12 protein-coding genes are annotated in these 14,937 nt (G+C 68.2%); 9 read left to right on the forward strand and 3 right to left on the reverse strand.

The annotated features are described in order from the left end of the window. The first annotated feature begins 94 nt into the window (after window positions 1-94). Window positions 95-2,164 (forward strand): S9 family peptidase, encoded by a 2,070-nt coding sequence (locus AC07PR_RS00540; RefSeq protein ID WP_495134014.1) that lies wholly within the window; start codon window positions 95-97, stop codon window positions 2,162-2,164. A gap of 151 nt (window positions 2,165-2,315) precedes the next feature. Here AC07PR_RS00540 and AC07PR_RS00545 read toward each other — a convergent pair whose 3' ends face one another. Beyond that, the gene (locus AC07PR_RS00545; protein ID WP_495134015.1) at window positions 2,316-3,950 is read right to left on the reverse strand and encodes a glycoside hydrolase family 64 protein; all 1,635 of its coding nucleotides are present in this window, start codon (window positions 3,948-3,950) and stop codon (window positions 2,316-2,318) included. Window positions 3,951-4,309: 359 nt separating this feature from the next. Between AC07PR_RS00545 and AC07PR_RS00550 the strand changes: the two genes are divergently transcribed. The 5 genes from AC07PR_RS00550 (at window position 4,310) to AC07PR_RS00570 (ending at window position 10,319) form a co-directional block, all read left to right on the forward strand. Beyond that, complete coding sequence (locus tag AC07PR_RS00550; protein WP_377154743.1) at window positions 4,310-5,521, forward strand: MFS transporter; 1,212 nt, start codon at window positions 4,310-4,312, stop codon at window positions 5,519-5,521. 44 nt (window positions 5,522-5,565) lie between these two features. After that, window positions 5,566-6,192 (forward strand): GNAT family N-acetyltransferase, encoded by a 627-nt coding sequence (locus AC07PR_RS00555; protein WP_495134016.1) that lies wholly within the window; start codon window positions 5,566-5,568, stop codon window positions 6,190-6,192. A 305-nt stretch (window positions 6,193-6,497) separates the two neighbouring features. Then, a complete protein-coding gene (locus AC07PR_RS00560; protein WP_377154749.1) occupies window positions 6,498-6,998 on the forward strand; it encodes a hypothetical protein in 501 nt (166 codons plus the stop codon). A 2-nt stretch (window positions 6,999-7,000) separates the two neighbouring features. Continuing rightward, complete coding sequence (locus AC07PR_RS00565; protein ID WP_495134017.1) at window positions 7,001-7,771, forward strand: DUF1828 domain-containing protein; 771 nt, start codon at window positions 7,001-7,003, stop codon at window positions 7,769-7,771. 145 nt (window positions 7,772-7,916) lie between these two features. Then, the gene (locus AC07PR_RS00570; protein ID WP_495134018.1) at window positions 7,917-10,319 is read left to right on the forward strand and encodes a TonB-dependent receptor plug domain-containing protein; all 2,403 of its coding nucleotides are present in this window, start codon (window positions 7,917-7,919) and stop codon (window positions 10,317-10,319) included. Between the two features lie 105 nt (window positions 10,320-10,424). Here AC07PR_RS00570 and AC07PR_RS00575 read toward each other — a convergent pair whose 3' ends face one another. Together AC07PR_RS00575 and AC07PR_RS00580 are read right to left on the reverse strand one after the other, a co-directional pair. Beyond that, window positions 10,425-11,165 (reverse strand): LuxR C-terminal-related transcriptional regulator, encoded by a 741-nt coding sequence (locus AC07PR_RS00575; RefSeq protein WP_377154755.1) that lies wholly within the window; start codon window positions 11,163-11,165, stop codon window positions 10,425-10,427. A gap of 104 nt (window positions 11,166-11,269) precedes the next feature. After that, complete coding sequence (locus AC07PR_RS00580; protein ID WP_377154757.1) at window positions 11,270-12,247, reverse strand: NADPH:quinone oxidoreductase family protein; 978 nt, start codon at window positions 12,245-12,247, stop codon at window positions 11,270-11,272. A gap of 128 nt (window positions 12,248-12,375) precedes the next feature. Between AC07PR_RS00580 and surE the strand changes: the two genes are divergently transcribed. Genes surE through AC07PR_RS00595 form a run of 3 tightly spaced genes read left to right on the forward strand, consistent with a single transcriptional unit; the run spans window position 12,376 to window position 14,917 of the window. Then, window positions 12,376-13,131: a 5'/3'-nucleotidase SurE gene (surE, locus tag AC07PR_RS00585; protein ID WP_377154759.1), complete on the forward strand. Its 756-nt coding sequence runs from the start codon at window positions 12,376-12,378 to the stop codon at window positions 13,129-13,131. Continuing rightward, entirely contained in the window at window positions 13,128-13,973 is an 846-nt protein-coding gene (locus AC07PR_RS00590; RefSeq protein ID WP_377154761.1) for a protein-L-isoaspartate(D-aspartate) O-methyltransferase, read from the forward strand. Before surE ends, AC07PR_RS00590 begins: the two co-directional genes overlap by 4 nt. A 56-nt stretch (window positions 13,974-14,029) precedes the next feature. Continuing rightward, window positions 14,030-14,917 (forward strand): peptidoglycan DD-metalloendopeptidase family protein, encoded by an 888-nt coding sequence (locus AC07PR_RS00595; protein ID WP_377154763.1) that lies wholly within the window; start codon window positions 14,030-14,032, stop codon window positions 14,915-14,917. The last annotated feature ends 20 nt before the right edge of the window (window positions 14,918-14,937 follow it).

Consider the following 14,937-nt stretch of genomic DNA (forward strand, 5'->3'; position numbering starts at 1 on the left):
CCTTTTCTCATGGATCGACCCGGTATCCGCACGGGGGCACTCAGAGAAAAATGCGCCCACTCAAAAAGCGCATCTTTATTTCAGGGAGAGAGGGATGAATCAATCTCGTGGGTGGCCCCGTGCCACTTGGGCGAGCCTGTGCGTGCTCGGCGCGCTGGGTGTGATGCACACCGGTCTGCGCGCGCAGAGTGTGTCGGCGCCCGCGGCCGCGGCGACGTCGACAGGCAAACCGCCTTCGGTCGCCGACTTCTTCCGCGACCCGATGATGCGGCGCCCGAAGATCTCGCCGGACGGCCGCGCCATCGCGCTGGTCGTGAGCAGCGCGCAGCACGAGCGCAGCGCGCTCGCGGTGATCGAGCTGGACCAGGGCAACCGCATCACGCAGGTCGCGAGCTTCACCGATTCCGACATCGCCCACTTCGACTGGGTCGGGAGCGATCGCCTGGTCTACACCTCCGGCAAGGACGAGGCCGGCAAGCGCCGCGACTACAACACCGCCGGCCTGTGGACCGTGAAGCGCGACGGCTCCGAGGGCCGGCAGCTGATCCTGACGCGCTACGCGCAGGAGAGCCGCATCGATTCGCGCATCATCACGCGGGCGCTGCCGTTCGAATGGTTCCTCTACGACGTGCCTGACGACGACAGCGGCGAGGTGGTCGTCGGCTATGGTCGTTACGACGCTCGCTGGGACCTGAAGTCGGTCCAGTTGGCCCGCCTGAACGTGCAGACGCAACAGCGCCGCACGCTGGAGGCCAAATCGCCGGACTTCGCCGTCAACTGGGAACTGGACCCCGCCGGCGAGACCTGGGCGCTGCAGACGCTCAACGAGAACCGCCAGGCGCTGTACTTCAAGACGGCGGACGGCGCCTGGACGCTGGCGCAGGAAGGCGACTGGGTGGCTTCGCCGACCGTGCGGCCGTTCGCGTCCGACGGCCGTGATCTGCGGCTGGTCCTCGCCAGGTCGCCCGCGGGCACGCAGGCGCTGTACCGCATCGACCCCAAGACGCTCAAGAAGGAGGCCGAGCCGCTGGTCTCGCTGCAGGGGTTCGACTTCGACGGCGCCGCGATCTTCGACGCCGACAGCCGGCGTCTGCTCGGCCTGCACTTCGAGAGCGACGCGCCGTCCACGCACTGGTTCGACGCCACGCTCAAGGAGATGCAGACGACGGTCGACCAGGCGCTGCCCGGCCGCGCCAACACGTTGGAATGCCGCCGCTGCCTCAAGACCGGCCGCGTGATGGTGACCTCGATGTCGGACACGCAGCCGGCGGAGTACTTCCTCTACGACCACCGCGCGAAGAAGCTGCGGGAGTTCGGCTCCTCGCGGCCGTGGATCCGCGCCGCCGACATGGCGCAGGTGGAGCAGACCCGCATCCGCGCGCGCGACGGACTCGAGTTCCCGGTGACGGTCACGACGCCGCGCGGCAAGGCCGACGGCCCGAGGCCGGCCGTGGTGCTCGTGCATGGCGGGCCTTTCGTGCGCGGCACGTCGTGGGGCTGGAACGCGCTGCCGCAGTTCCTCGCCTCGCGCGGCTACGTCGTGATCGAGCCGGAGTTCCGCGGCAGCGAGGGCTACGGCGAGCAGCTGTTCAAGGCCGGTTGGAAGCAATGGGGCGAGGGGATGATCGACGACGTCAGCGATGCGCTCGCGTGGGCGGTCAAGCAGGGCGGGGTGGATGCGCGCCGGGTCTGCATCGCGGGGGCGAGCTACGGCGGGTACGCGTCGATGATGGGCCTGATCAAGGATCCCGGGCAGTACCGCTGCGGCGTGAGCTGGGCCGGGGTCACCGACCTCGACTACCTGTTCAGCCTGGATTGGAGCGACGCCAGCGACGCGTCGCGACGCTTCGGCATGACGGCCATGATCGGCGACCGCGTGAAGGACGCCGAGCGTCTGCGCCGCACCTCGCCGCTGCGCCGCGCGGTCGACATCAAGGCGCCGGTGCTGATCGCGCATGGCATCGACGATCGGCGCGTGCCGATCGATCACGCGACGGACTTCCGCCGTGCGCTCGAGAAGGCCGGGCACAAGGAGATCGAATACGTCACCTACGACGGCGAAGGCCACGGGTGGCGCAAGCTGTCCACCGACGTCGACTTCTACGGGCGGATGGAGAGGTTCCTGGCGAAGCACCTCGCGGTGGGGACGACTGGCGCTCAGTGATCTTCCACTTCGGGAGGCCAGGCGCGGGCACTCCACGGCGCAGGGGGCGTCCCTCCGGGAACCCCCAGCACCATTCCGGCCCCACCAGCGCCCGCTGTTTGCGGGCCTTGGGAATGCGATTGGGGGACAGGTCTTGCGCTTGGGGATCGGCTTACCAGCCGATCGTGTATGTCACCGTCGTCGGCGCATTCGTGTGCAGCGACGGGCTGAAGCCGCCGACGTCGTCGTACGCGAAGCCGTAGGCCAGACCGTAGCCGGTGGCGTTGCCTTCCGTGCCCTTGATCGAATGGTCATGCCAGAACTTGGCGAACCAGTTGCCGCGTGTGCCGGCCGGGTAGAAGGCCGCCGGACGGTACCAGTCGGCCGGCGTCGCCAGCACGTGGCGGTTCAGCGCCGCGCACACCTGCGCCTGGATCTGCAACTGGATCGACTTGGCCGCATCGGCCGGCGTGTCGACCTGGAAGCTGCCGTCCGGCTTGCGCGGATCGTCCAGCTTGCCCGCGCCCAAGAAGACCTCGGCCGTGTTGGGCTGGCCGTTGATGTAGTACGTGCCGTTCGAGCGCCCGCCGGTGAACACGAATCGGTTGGTGCTGCTGTCGACGCGGCCGCGGAAGGTGCCCAGGTTGTCCAGCGTGAAGACCAGGTCCTGCGTCTTGAAGCGGTTCCACATCTCGCCGATGTAGCCATCCAGGTAGGCGCCGTTCACGTCGCCCGGGCGGAAGGTGAAGTGCGCCGGCGCGAGGATGCGGGTGCGGTAGGGCACGTTCGGGAAGTTGGGCTCCGCCAAGCTGCGGAATTCGACCGGCACTTCCTGCTGGAACTTGGTGAACAGCGTGTCGCGCGATTCTGTCAGCGGCTCGCCGACCGTCTTGTCGTAGCCGCCCAGGCCCTGAAGGCGTAGCTTCAGCGGGAAGCCGAAGTGGTCCACGCGCGTGGTGTTGATGAAGATGCCCTGGTCCGGCTGGCCCTTGGGGATCAGCGCGAACTCGCCGAAGTCGAAGACCACGTCCAGGTTGGGATCGCTCGAGTTCTCGATGTTGGCGCCGGCGTAGGCGATGTTGCCCGCGCCATCGGTGTTCACCTCGATGAACATCGGGCTGCCCACCGACATCAGCACGCGCGCCGAGTTCACCGGCGGGATCGTGATCTGCTTGGTCTGCGACAGCGGGAAGAAGTAGTTGGCGTACTTGCGGCCGTTCTTCGTCACGGTGTTGTCGGACAGGCGCATCGGGACGAGGTTGCCGCCGGCGTCGACGTGCACGAACTCGCCCGTCTGCCAGCTCTTGCCGATGATGGCCCAGTAGACCTGCGCGTCGCTCCAGCGGCCGTTGGTCGCGTTCTCGATCTTGAAGGTCGTGCGGGCGTTCCAGTCGGCCGGATTGCCGGGGTTGCCCGGGTTCTGCGGCGTGCCCGGATCGGTCGTGCCGCCGCCGGTCGTGACGGTCGCGGTGAAGCGCGCGCTGTCGTAGGCCGGGTTGCCGTTGTTGTACGTGAACCAGTAGTCCACGCGCGTGCCGGCGACCGCGCCGGGCAGCGCCAGCTCGTAGCGGGCCGCGCCGCCGTTGAAGGGCATGCGCAGGTTCTGCTGCGCGCCGCCGTTCAACTGGTAGTGCGCGTCGACCCAGGTCGTCGCGACGTTGGACTTGAACCAGAGCGTGGCCTGGCTGCCGTTGAACGCGACGCCGTGCGAGAAGCTCGCATTGGACTGCGCCTGCGTGGTGGGCGCGCTGAAGCTCAGCACGAGGAAGGCCAGGCATGCGCCCAGCCAGCAGAGGAGGCGATTCATGAAGTCTCCAAGAGGTTTCGATGGTGTGCTGGAGGCACCGATCGACGCGGTCCGGCCAGCGCTCTTCGACGCCTGTCCGGGACTGCGACTTCTCTCCTGCGCCCACCATCCTAGGCAAAAGCCGCGCATTCTGAAAGCGCTTTCACAATTTGGAGGTATTCGATTGCAACGGCATGAAAGCGACGGTGGCAACGCGTCTCGCGCCATCGGGGCGTGAGGGGCGGTGCGATGTCCGGGCGATGGGCGGGGAGCGACGGGCGAGGAATGCGCGGGGCACGGTCTTGCGGGCGAAGAGCGTCGACGCCTGGCACGGACCTCGCTTATCGTCCTGCCAGCCTTTGCTCCACGCCTGACCGCCGATGTCGACACCTTCCGCAACGTCTGATGCCGAGTTCTCGTTCCGCCGGATCGCGGTTCCCGCGTTCGGGCCGTCGATGCTGTTCGGCCTGGGCGAGGGCGCGATCCTGCCGATCGTGCCGCTGATGGCGCGGGACCTGGGGGCGTCGGTGTCGATGGCGGCCTTCGTGGTGACGCTGATCGGGCTGGGCTCGCTGCTGAACAACATCCCGGCGTCGGTGATCACGATGCGGTGGGGCGAACGCTGGGCCATCGTCGCGGCCGGCGTCTGGAGCGCGTTGGGCATGGCGCTGTGCGTGCTGCTGCCGGGCGTGCTGGCGCTGGGCATCGGCTGCTTCATGGTGGGCATGTCGCAGGCCGTCTACAACCTGGCGCGCCAGAGCTATCTGACCGAGGCGGTGCCCGCCGCCTACCGGGCGCGGGCGCTGTCCACGCTGGGCGGCGTGATGCGGATCGGCATGTTCATCGGGCCGTTCCTGTCGGCGGCGGCGGTGCATGCGTTCGGGCTGGAGGCGGCGTTCGGCGTCGGCATCGCGGGCGTGCTGGCCGCGGCGGCGATCGGCGCGCGGCTGCCGGACCTGGAAGCGCCGCCGCATCCCGCGGGCGCGGCGCCGGCGCCGGTGTCGCTGAAGTCCATCGTGGCCGATCACCGCCGGGTGTTCCTGACCCTGGGCCTGGGCGTGATGCTGGTCAGCGCGGTGCGGGCATCGCGCCAGGCGGTGATCCCGCTGTGGGCGGACCACCTGCTGCTGGCGCCGGCGGTGACCTCGCTGATCTACGGGATCTCCGGCGGCATCGAGATGCTGCTGTTCTACCCCGCCGGCCGCGTGATGGACCTGAAGGGCCGGCGCTGGGTGGCGGTGCCGTCGATGGCGATCATCGGCATCGCGCTGCTGCTGATGCCGCTCACCGCCGGCTTCACCACGCTGCTGATCGCCGCGACGGCGATCGGTTTCGGCAACGGCATCGGTTCGGGGCTGATCATGACGCTGGGCGCCGACCACGCGCCGCGCCATGGCCGCGCCTACTTCCTCGCGGTGTGGCGCTTCCTGTCCGACGTGGGCGGCTCCTGCGGGCCCGCGCTGCTGTCGGCGCTGGTGGCGACGGCGTCGCTGGCCGGCGGCATCGCGGTCACCGGCGGGCTGGCGATGCTGGCGGCGACCTTGCTGGGGATGTGGATCCCGGCGAAGCAGGCGGTCGAGCGATCGCGTTGACGTCGACACACCAGGCGGCCGGATCGGGCGACTACAGTTGCGCCATGCCTGTTCCCCCTGACGACTCTCCGGCCGATTACCGTCCTGGATCACCGCTCAAGCTGCTGCGGACCGATCGCCTGCTGATGCGGGCCTCCGTGCCCGCGCTGGCCGAGGCCGCGGTCGACTACCAGTCGCGCAACCTCGCGCACTTCGCCCGCTGGGATCCGACGCGTCCGGCCAATCATTGGGAACTGGAGGTCACGCGAGCGCGACTGGCCCGCGAGGAAGCCGCCTTCGATGCGGGCACGATCTGGCGCTACTGGCTGTCGCTGGCGGAGGCGCCCGGTCGCGTGATCGGCGTCTGCGCGCTGTCGGATGTGGTGCGCGGCGTGTTCCAGAGCGCGATGCTGGGCTACAGCCTGGACGAGGACTGCGTCGGCGCCGGTTTGATGCAGGAGGCGCTGAAGCAGCTGATCGACGAGGCCTTCTCGCCGGCGGTGTCGCTGCACCGCGTGCAGGCGTCGGTCCGTCCGGAGAACGCGCGCAGCCGGCGCGTGCTGGAGCGGCTCGGGTTCCAGCGCGAAGGCCTCAGCCCGCGCTACCTGTTCATCGACGGCGAATGGCGCGACCACGAGACCTTCGCGTTGATCAATCCTCAGTGGGGCGAGACCCGGCGGCCGGCGACGTGAAACGCCGGCCATGCTCGCGACGCTCCCGATCCTCCTCCCGCTCTTCGGTCTGATCGCTGTCGGTTACGGCGCGAGGCGGCTGTCTATCGACGGGACGTCGGGGTGTCGTCGACCACCACGCTGATTTCAACGGTGCTGTCGCTGGGGACGCTGGCGGTGGTTCTGACGCAGCTGCGATAACACGACTTCGGCTGCCGCCAGATCAACGGCGCGCGCTGTTGCGTTCTTGCCGACTCGTTGAAATGGACCTGTTCCGAGTCTGCCTAGACTGGTCATCAATCTCAAGAGTGCTGAAGGTGGCGCACATGACGAAGTTGATGACGGACGAATCGATCAAGGCCTTGATCGAGATGCCCAAGACGGTTCGGAACCCTCGGACCCGATGGATTGAGCAGAAGAGGTCGATGCGCAGGACATTCGATGCGGAGAGTGTCGACGGCCGGTTCAAGTTCCGTGTGTATCAACGGCAGAACCTGGAGGACCCTGATGCCTTCTCTTGCGGATTGAGTCTCCTTGACCTGGACGGCGAGGAGGTGACACTGGTTCGTTGCAACGGCCCCTATCACTCGCATGGCAATCCCCTGGAGGGGGAGCGCCTTGACTTCCTGAGCCACGTCCATTTCGCGACCGAGCGATACATGGCGGAGGGGAGGAAGGCGGAGCATTTCGCCATTCGATGCGATGCGTACGTCGACCTTTGCGGGGCCACTCGCCACCTGGCCGGTCTTTGCGCCATTGCCAATCTGCCGTTGACCGCTCACGCTGGCGGCGAGCTGGTTCAGGGTGTGTTTGACCTGGAGTACTGACCATGACTGTCGCGGACATTCAAGAACGGCTATGCAAATTGATGTGCCTGGAGGTACGGGTCGTCGAACGACGTGGACAACTTGTGGTCTCCCTGCCGTTCGAAGGCCGGGATGGCGATCACCTCGTCGCGCACTTGAAGCACGAGGGCGATCGCTGGCGAATCAGCGACCGCGCGAACACGTTGATGCGACTGAGCTACGAGAACGATCTCTCGAAGCTGCTGAGCGGCGCACGGGGCAAGCTGTATGAACAGGTACTGCGTGAGTCCGGCATCGCTGAAGACGACGGAGAACTGTTTGTCATCGTCGACGCCGATGACCTGGCCCGCGGTCTGTTCCGACTCGGGCGTGGCATGTCGCGACTGGAGGACTTGGGACTGTGGAGTCGGGGGCGGGTCGAATCGACCTTTTACGATGACCTGAATTCGGTCTTGCGCGATGTTGTCGGAGGTGAGCGATTGATCAGGGACTACGTCGATCCGGACGTGCCCGAGAGCGACAACTATCCCATCGACTTCTTCGTTCAAGGGATTCATGCACCGTTGTACGTGTTCGGTGTCAAAGGCGCGGACAAGGCGCGATTGACGACCATCACCCTCCAGCACCTGAAGGCACATGCAGGGAGTTTCGACTCTCTGGTGGTCGTCAATGATCTGGGCGACATCACCAAGCCTGATATCGAGCGCTTGGCGAAGGTGGCGAACGACATGGTGTTTGGACTCGACGACACCTGCGCCATTCGCGAGAAGATCGATCACCGGCTTCGCGCCTGATGTTGAGATCGGCGCTTGAGCATCGATCGGGAGCCAAGGCGATCTCAGTGTTTGCATGAGCATGTGCGCGGAGCTTCGTTGGCCGGGCACGCCAACGCCCGCAGGCTATGGGGTTGTCGTGACTGATGATTCCCCGAAAGCCCCCATGTCCCTTCGTTCGTCCTTCCGCCCGCTGATCTCCGGAATCCCGCTGAGCGCCGTGGCGCTCGCCGCCATCGCCAGCCTCGCGTCCGCCGTCCAGGCCCAGACTCAAACTCAGCAGGCGTCGGCGTCGGCCGCCGTCTCCGGTGATCAACTCCAGCAGGTCGTCGTCACCGGCACCCGTCGCGTGAATCGCACGGTCGCGGAGTCGGAATCGCCCGTCGACGTCCTCAGCGTCGCCGACCTGCAGCGCACCGGGACCTCCGAACTCGCGACCGCGCTCGGCCAGTTGCTGCCGTCGCTGAACTTCCCGCGTCCGTCGCTGACCGACGCCTCCGATGCCGTGCGGCCCGCCCAGTTGCGCGGGCTCTCGCCCGACCAGACCCTCGTGCTGATCGACGGCAAGCGCCGCCACACCACCGCCGTGGTCAACATCAACGGCACGCAGGGCCGCGGCTCCGCGCCGGTGGACCTGAACACGATCCCGTTCGCCGCGATCGAGCGCGTCGAGGTCCTGCGCGACGGCGCCGCCGCGCAATACGGCTCCGATGCGATCGCGGGCGTGATCAACATCGTGCTGAAGAAGGGCGCCAAGGGCGGCAGCGTCAACGCCGAGGTCGGCCAGACCGATTCGGGCGACGGCTTCCGCCACACCGAGGCGGCCAGCGCCGGCTTCGCGCTCGGACAGGACGGATGGGTGCGCTTCGCGCTCGAGAATCGCCATCAGCAACGCACCAACCGCGCCGGCGTCGACACGCGCGACGCGGCGACCGAGCCCCGCTTCGGCCAGGTCAACAACCGACTCGGCGATCCGGACAGCCATCAGCAGTCCGCGGTGATCAACGCCGAGGTCGCGCTGACCGGCAGCCTGCAGGCCTATGCCGTCGCCACGCTCAGCCACCGCGACACGGTCTCCGCCGCGTTCTGGCGCACTCGCGCGACGGCTGTCGCCAACAACGTCGCCGGCCTGTACCCCGAGGGCTTCCTGCCGTTGCAGGACAGCACCACGGTCGACACCGGCATCGTCGCCGGCGTGCGCGGTGAGTTGGCCGGATGGTCCTGGGACGCGAGCGTCAACCATGGCCGCAACCGCTTCGACATCGACGTGGCCAACACGGCCAACTACTCGCTCGGCAACGCGAGCCCGACGCGCTTCGATGCCGGTCGACTCAGCAACCAGCAGACGGTGCTGAACCTGGACCTGTCGCGCGAGGTCGACCTCGGTCTGGCCGCACCGTGGACTTTGGCCCTCGGCGCCGAGGCCCGTCGCGAGCGCTACGAGATCGATGCCGGTGAATCGGCGTCGTACCAGAGCGGCGGCGCTTCCGGTTTCCCCGGCTTCCAGCCGAGCAACGCCGGCGCGCATTCACGCCATGACATCGCCGCCTACGCGAGCCTCGAAGGCCAGGTGACGAAGGCCTTCAGCGCCTCCGCCGCGCTGCGAGCCGAGCACTACAACGACTTCGGCAATGCGACCTCCGCGAAGCTGTCCGGCCGCTACGTGTGGTCCCCGGCCATGGCGCTGCGCGGCACGCTGTCCACCGGCTTCCGCGCGCCGTCGCTGGCGCAGCAGTACTTCGCCACCACCTCGACCAACCTGATCAACGGCGCGCTGGTCGATGCCGGCACCTTCCCGGTGGAATCGGCGGCCGCGGCGGCGCTGGGCGCCAAGCCGCTGAAGGCGGAGAAGTCGCGCAACCTGAGCCTCGGCCTGCTGTTGCAGCCGCTGGCGCAATGGCAGACCACGGTCGACGTCTACCAGATCGATATCGACGATCGCACCCTGCTGTCGGCCAACCTGACGCTGCCCGCCACGCTCCGCAACCAGTTGGCGGCTCAAGGTGTGCTGGTCAGCGCGGGGCGTTACTTCACCAATGCGCTGGACACGCGCACGCGCGGCGTGGACGTCGTGAGCACCTGGCAGCAGGATTGGGGTGGCGCGGGCCGCGGGCAGTACACGGTCGCGTACAACCACAACAAGAACTCGATCCGGCATGTCGACGACAACCCGGCGATCCTCACGGCCAACAACCTGGAGCTGATCGACCGCGTCTCGCTGGCGCGCGCCACGATCGGGTCGCCGAAGGACAAGCTGGTGCTCGGCGCCGAGCACCGCTGGGGACCGTGGATCGGCCGCGCGGCGGCGAGCCGTTACGGCAGCTTCGTGATCCGCCAGTCCAACGCGGTCAACGATCAAACCTTCGGTCCGGCGTGGCTGCTCGATCTGTCGGTGGGGTGGGAGCAGGGCGCCTGGTCGCTCAGCGCTGGCGTCGACAACGTCACCAACCGCTACCCTGATCGAGTGATCACGCCGAACGCCGTCGGCGGCATCCTGGCCTACAACCAGTTCTCGCCGTTCGGGGCGAACGGGAGGCAGTACTACGCGAAGGCGGGTTATCGCTGGTGATGGTTGAACGCGTTCCAGCCGCAGGGCCGGGATGCGAGGAGGCCGGAAATGCAAAGGGCCGGCGTCGGCCGGCCCTTCAGCGCGAAATGGTCAGCGGTCCAGCGGTTAAACCAGGCCCTGCTTCGACGCCAGCACCGCGGCTTCCGCGCGGCTCGACACATTGAGCTTCTTGTAGATGCTCTTGATGTGGTCGTTGACGGTGAACCACTTGATGCCCATCAGGTTCGCGATCTCCTTGATCGTGAACCCCTTGCTGAGGTAGGTCAGCACCTCGTTCTCGCGCGGGGTCAGGCGTTCCCATTCGGGCACCGGATCCAGCGTGACGCCGCGCGTGCTGGGCGTGGCCGTGGAGGTCAGGCTGCCGAAGCCGGAGTTCAGTCCCATCGGACCGGAATCGCCGGTCGATCCCGGACGGAAGTGCGACAGCAGCCGGCGCGCGATCGCGGGCGACAGCGGCGGCTGGCCGCGCACGATGCGCTGCAGCTCTTCCACCAGCACCTCGAAGCGGTCTTCCTTCAGCAGGTAGCCGTCCGCACCGCGCTGCAGGGCGGGGAAGAGGTGGTCATCGTCCGAATAGAGCGTCGTGACGATCTTGACCGCCGGCTTGCCGGCGAGCTCGCCCAGGAACTCCATGCCGTTGCCGTCCGGCAGTTCGAGGTCGATCATGATCAGCTTGTAGCCCGTGGCGGGCGACTCGGCCTCCACCTTGGCCAGCTGGCGGCGCGCGCCTTCCAGGTCGCCGGCCTCGGTGATCTCCATGCCGTCGCTGAAGCTTTCACGCACCACGCGGCACAGGAAGCTGCGGGCGACGGGGTTGTCTTCGACGATGAGAACTTTGACGGCCATGGTGTGGGGAGCGATAGCTGGCCGCATCCTAGCAGCGCCCCCCGGGCTTGCATGCCCCGTGAAACAGGGTGTCGCCGGACGATCGTCCGGCGGTCGACGGACGGTCAGCCGTTGACGACCACCAGCTTGCCCACCACCTGCCGCGAGGCCATGCGCTCGAAGGCCTTGGGCAACTCCTCCATCGGCAGGACCTGGTCGATCACCGGGCGGATCTTGCCGGCCGCGTACCACTGCGCCAGCGTCATCATCATCGCGGCGTTGCGCTTGGGTTCGCGCTTCGCGAACTCTCCCCAGAAGACGCCGACCAGCGAGGCCCCCTTCAGCAGCGCCAGGTTCAGCGGCAGCGCCGGGATGCTGCCCTGCGCGAATCCGACCACCAGGTAACGCCCGCGCCAGCCGATCGAGCGGAACGCCGCCTCGGCCAGGTCGCCGCCGACGGGGTCGTAGATGACGTCCGGGCCCTTGCCCTCGGTCAGCGCCTTGATCTCGTCACGCAGCGAGCCGCTCGCGTAGTTGATCGTGGCATCGGCGCCGATCTCCCGGCAACGCGCGCATTTCTCGTCCGACGAGGCCGCCGCGATCACGCGCGCGCCGGCCGCCTTCGCGATCTGGATCGCCGCCGTGCCGACGCCGCCCGCCGCGCCCAGGATCAGCACCGTCTCGCCGGCCTGGAGCGCGGCGCGGTCGATCAGTGCATGGTGGCTGGTGGCATAGGTGCAGATGAAGGCCGCGGCGTCCTCGAAGGGGAAGCCGGGCGGCAGCGGCAGCGCCAGCGCGGCGGGCACCAGCGCCTCGGTGCCGAAGCCGCCGGTGCCGGTGAAGGCCGCCACCGCGTCGCCCGGCTTGAAGCCGGTCACGCCGTCGCCGACCGCCTCGACGATGCCGGCGAACTCGGTGCCCGGCACGAAGGGCAGCGGCGGCTTCATCTGGTACTTGTTCTGGACGATGAGCAGGTCGGGGAAGTTCAGGCTCGCCGCCTTGATCGCCACCTTCAGCTGGCCGGGGCCGGGCTGCGGGGAGGGCAGTTCCTTCCACTGCAGCGCCTCGACGCCGACCGGGTTCTCGCACAGCCATGCCTTCATGTCTCGTCTCCTCTTTCTGATGGATCCGCCAATCGTCGCGGGGTGGTCCAGGGGTCGCCGGGCGCATGATAGGCAGCACGGGTGGACCCTCGCGTCACCGGGGTGACGGCCTGCCTACAATGCCGTCCATGCGCATCCTCATCGCCAACGACGACGGCTATCTGGCCCCCGGTCTTGCCGCCCTGGTCCGTGCCTGCGAAGGGCTCGGCACGGTGGAAGTCATCGCCCCGGAGCAGAACGCCAGCGGCACGTCCAACTCGCTCACGCTGCACCGGCCGCTGTCGGTGTACACGTCCTCCAACGGTTATCGCTATGTCAACGGCACGCCGTCCGACTGCGTCCACCTGGCCCTGACCGGGCTGCTGGACTACAAGCCCGACCTGGTGCTGTCCGGCATCAACAACGGCGCGAACATGGGCGACGACACGCTCTATTCGGGCACCGTCGCCGCCGCGACCGAGGGCTACCTCTTCGGCGTGCCGTCGATCGCCTTCTCGCAGGTCGAGAAGGGCTGGGGCGACCTCGATGCCGCCGCCGCCGTCGCGCGCGCGCTGGTCCAGGACGTCATCGCCGGCGGACTGGGTCAGCCCTTCCTGCTCAGCGTCAACATCCCGAACCGTGCCGACGCCGCTTCGCTGCCGCGCCGCATCACGCGCCTGGGACGCCGCCACGCCAGCGAGGCCACGATCCAGCAACGCAGCCCGCGCGGCGAGATGATCTACTGGATCGGCCCGGCCGGTGCCGAGCGCGAAGCGGGCGAGGGCACCGATTTCCACGCGACCGCCAACGGCGCCGTGTCGGTCACGCCGCTGCAGGTCGACCTCACCGAGCACGCGACGCTGGGCCACTGGCGCCAGCAACTGCAGACCGACGGCCGTCCATGACCTCGCTGCCGCCCCGGCCCAAGCGCTTTCCGCTGTCGCTGGACAAGCTCGGAGCGACCCGCCCGGGCGCGCCCGGCGCGGCCGCGGCCGCCGAGGCGCGCGAGCCGCTCAAGCCGCAGGGCCATTGGCAGCAGGCCGCCGCCATCAAGGCCCGGCAGACGACGCCGATCGGGCTGGGCCTCGATTCGGCCGGGGTGCGCCAGCGCATGGTCGAGCGGCTGCGCCGCGAAGGCCTGTCCGACGAGCGCGTGCTGCAGGCGCTGGCCACGGTGCATCGCCATCACTTCGTCGACTCCGCGCTCGCCACCCAGGCCTACGAGGACACCAGCCTGCCGATCGGCCACGGGCAGACGATTTCCAAGCCGTCCGTCGTCGGGCGGATGATGGCGCTGATGCTCGACGCGCCCGGGGCGCGGCAACGCGGCCATCTGGGCAAGGTGCTCGAGATCGGCACCGGCTGCGGCTACCAGGCGGCGCTGCTGATGCAGTTGTCGAAACAGGTCGTGTCGGTCGAGCGGCTGCGGCCGCTGCACGACAAGGCGCGCGCCAACCTCGTGGGGCATCACCAGATCCGGCTCGTCTACGGCGACGGCATGCTCGGCCATCGGCCCTCGGCCCCGTACGACAGCATCATCTCCGCCGCCGGCGGCGACGACATCCCGCAAGCCTGGCTGGACCAGCTCGCGCCCGGCGGCCGACTGGTGGCGCCGATGACCGCGCCCAGCGGCCGGGGGCAAGTCCTGGTCCTGATCGATCATGTCCGCGACGCCGCGGGCTCGCGTTTCCTGCGCAGCCTGCATGAGGCCGTCCTGTTCGTACCCCTAAAATCAGGCGTCCTGTAGCGCGCCAGCCCGACTGTGGCTTCCGCGCTTCGGCTTTCCAAATGACAACTTCGCGCATGCAACAACTCTTCCGTTCCCCGCTGCTCTGGGTCTCCGTGGCGGTGCTCGCGCTCACGGGCTGCCAGAACACCCCGCACCGCGCGCCGGTGGAGGACCGTCCTGTCGGCAAGGCGACTGCGCCGGCCATTCCTGGCACGGCGGTCACGCCCGCCCCGGAATCGAAACCGCTGCCCGGCGCCGAGAACGCCGGCAAGCCCGGTTACTACACCGTCAAGCCCGGCGACACGCTGATCCGCATCGCGATGGACAACGGCCAGGGCTGGCGCGACGTGGCGAGATGGAACGGCATGGACAACCCCAACCTGGTCGAGGTGGGTCAGGTCTTGCGCGTGATTCCGCCGGGCCTCGACCCGAACGCGGCGACGACCCGGCCGCTGACGACTTCCAAGGTGGAGACGCGTCCGCTGGATGGCAAGTCCCCGGCTCCGGCGACGACGACCGCCGCGGCCGCGTCTTCCTCCTCGCCCGCCAGCGGCGCCGCGACGCCCGCCGCGCCGGCCGTCACCAAGGACGACGACGACATCAGCTGGGGCTGGCCCGCGTCCGGCGCGGTGGCCGCGGGCTTCGACGAGGTCCGCAACAAGGGCATGGCCTTCTCCGGCAAGGCCGGGGATCCGGTCTTCGCCGCCGCCGATGGCCGCGTGATGTATGCGGGCGCGGGGTTGCGCGGATACGGCAACATGATCATCATCAAGCACAGCACGAACTATCTGACGGCTTACGCGCATAACCAGACCCTGCTGGTGAAGGAGGACCAGGTGGTGCGCAAGGGCCAGAAGATCGCAGAGATGGGTTCCAGCGACGCGGATTCGGTGAAGCTGCACTTCGAAGTGCGCAAGCAAGGCAAGCCGATCGATCCGTCCAAGTTGTTGCCCGCGCGCTGAGGCGCTCAAGGAGGCGCCGC

This window comes from Roseateles sp. GW821-FHT09H11 (assembly GCF_059415845.1).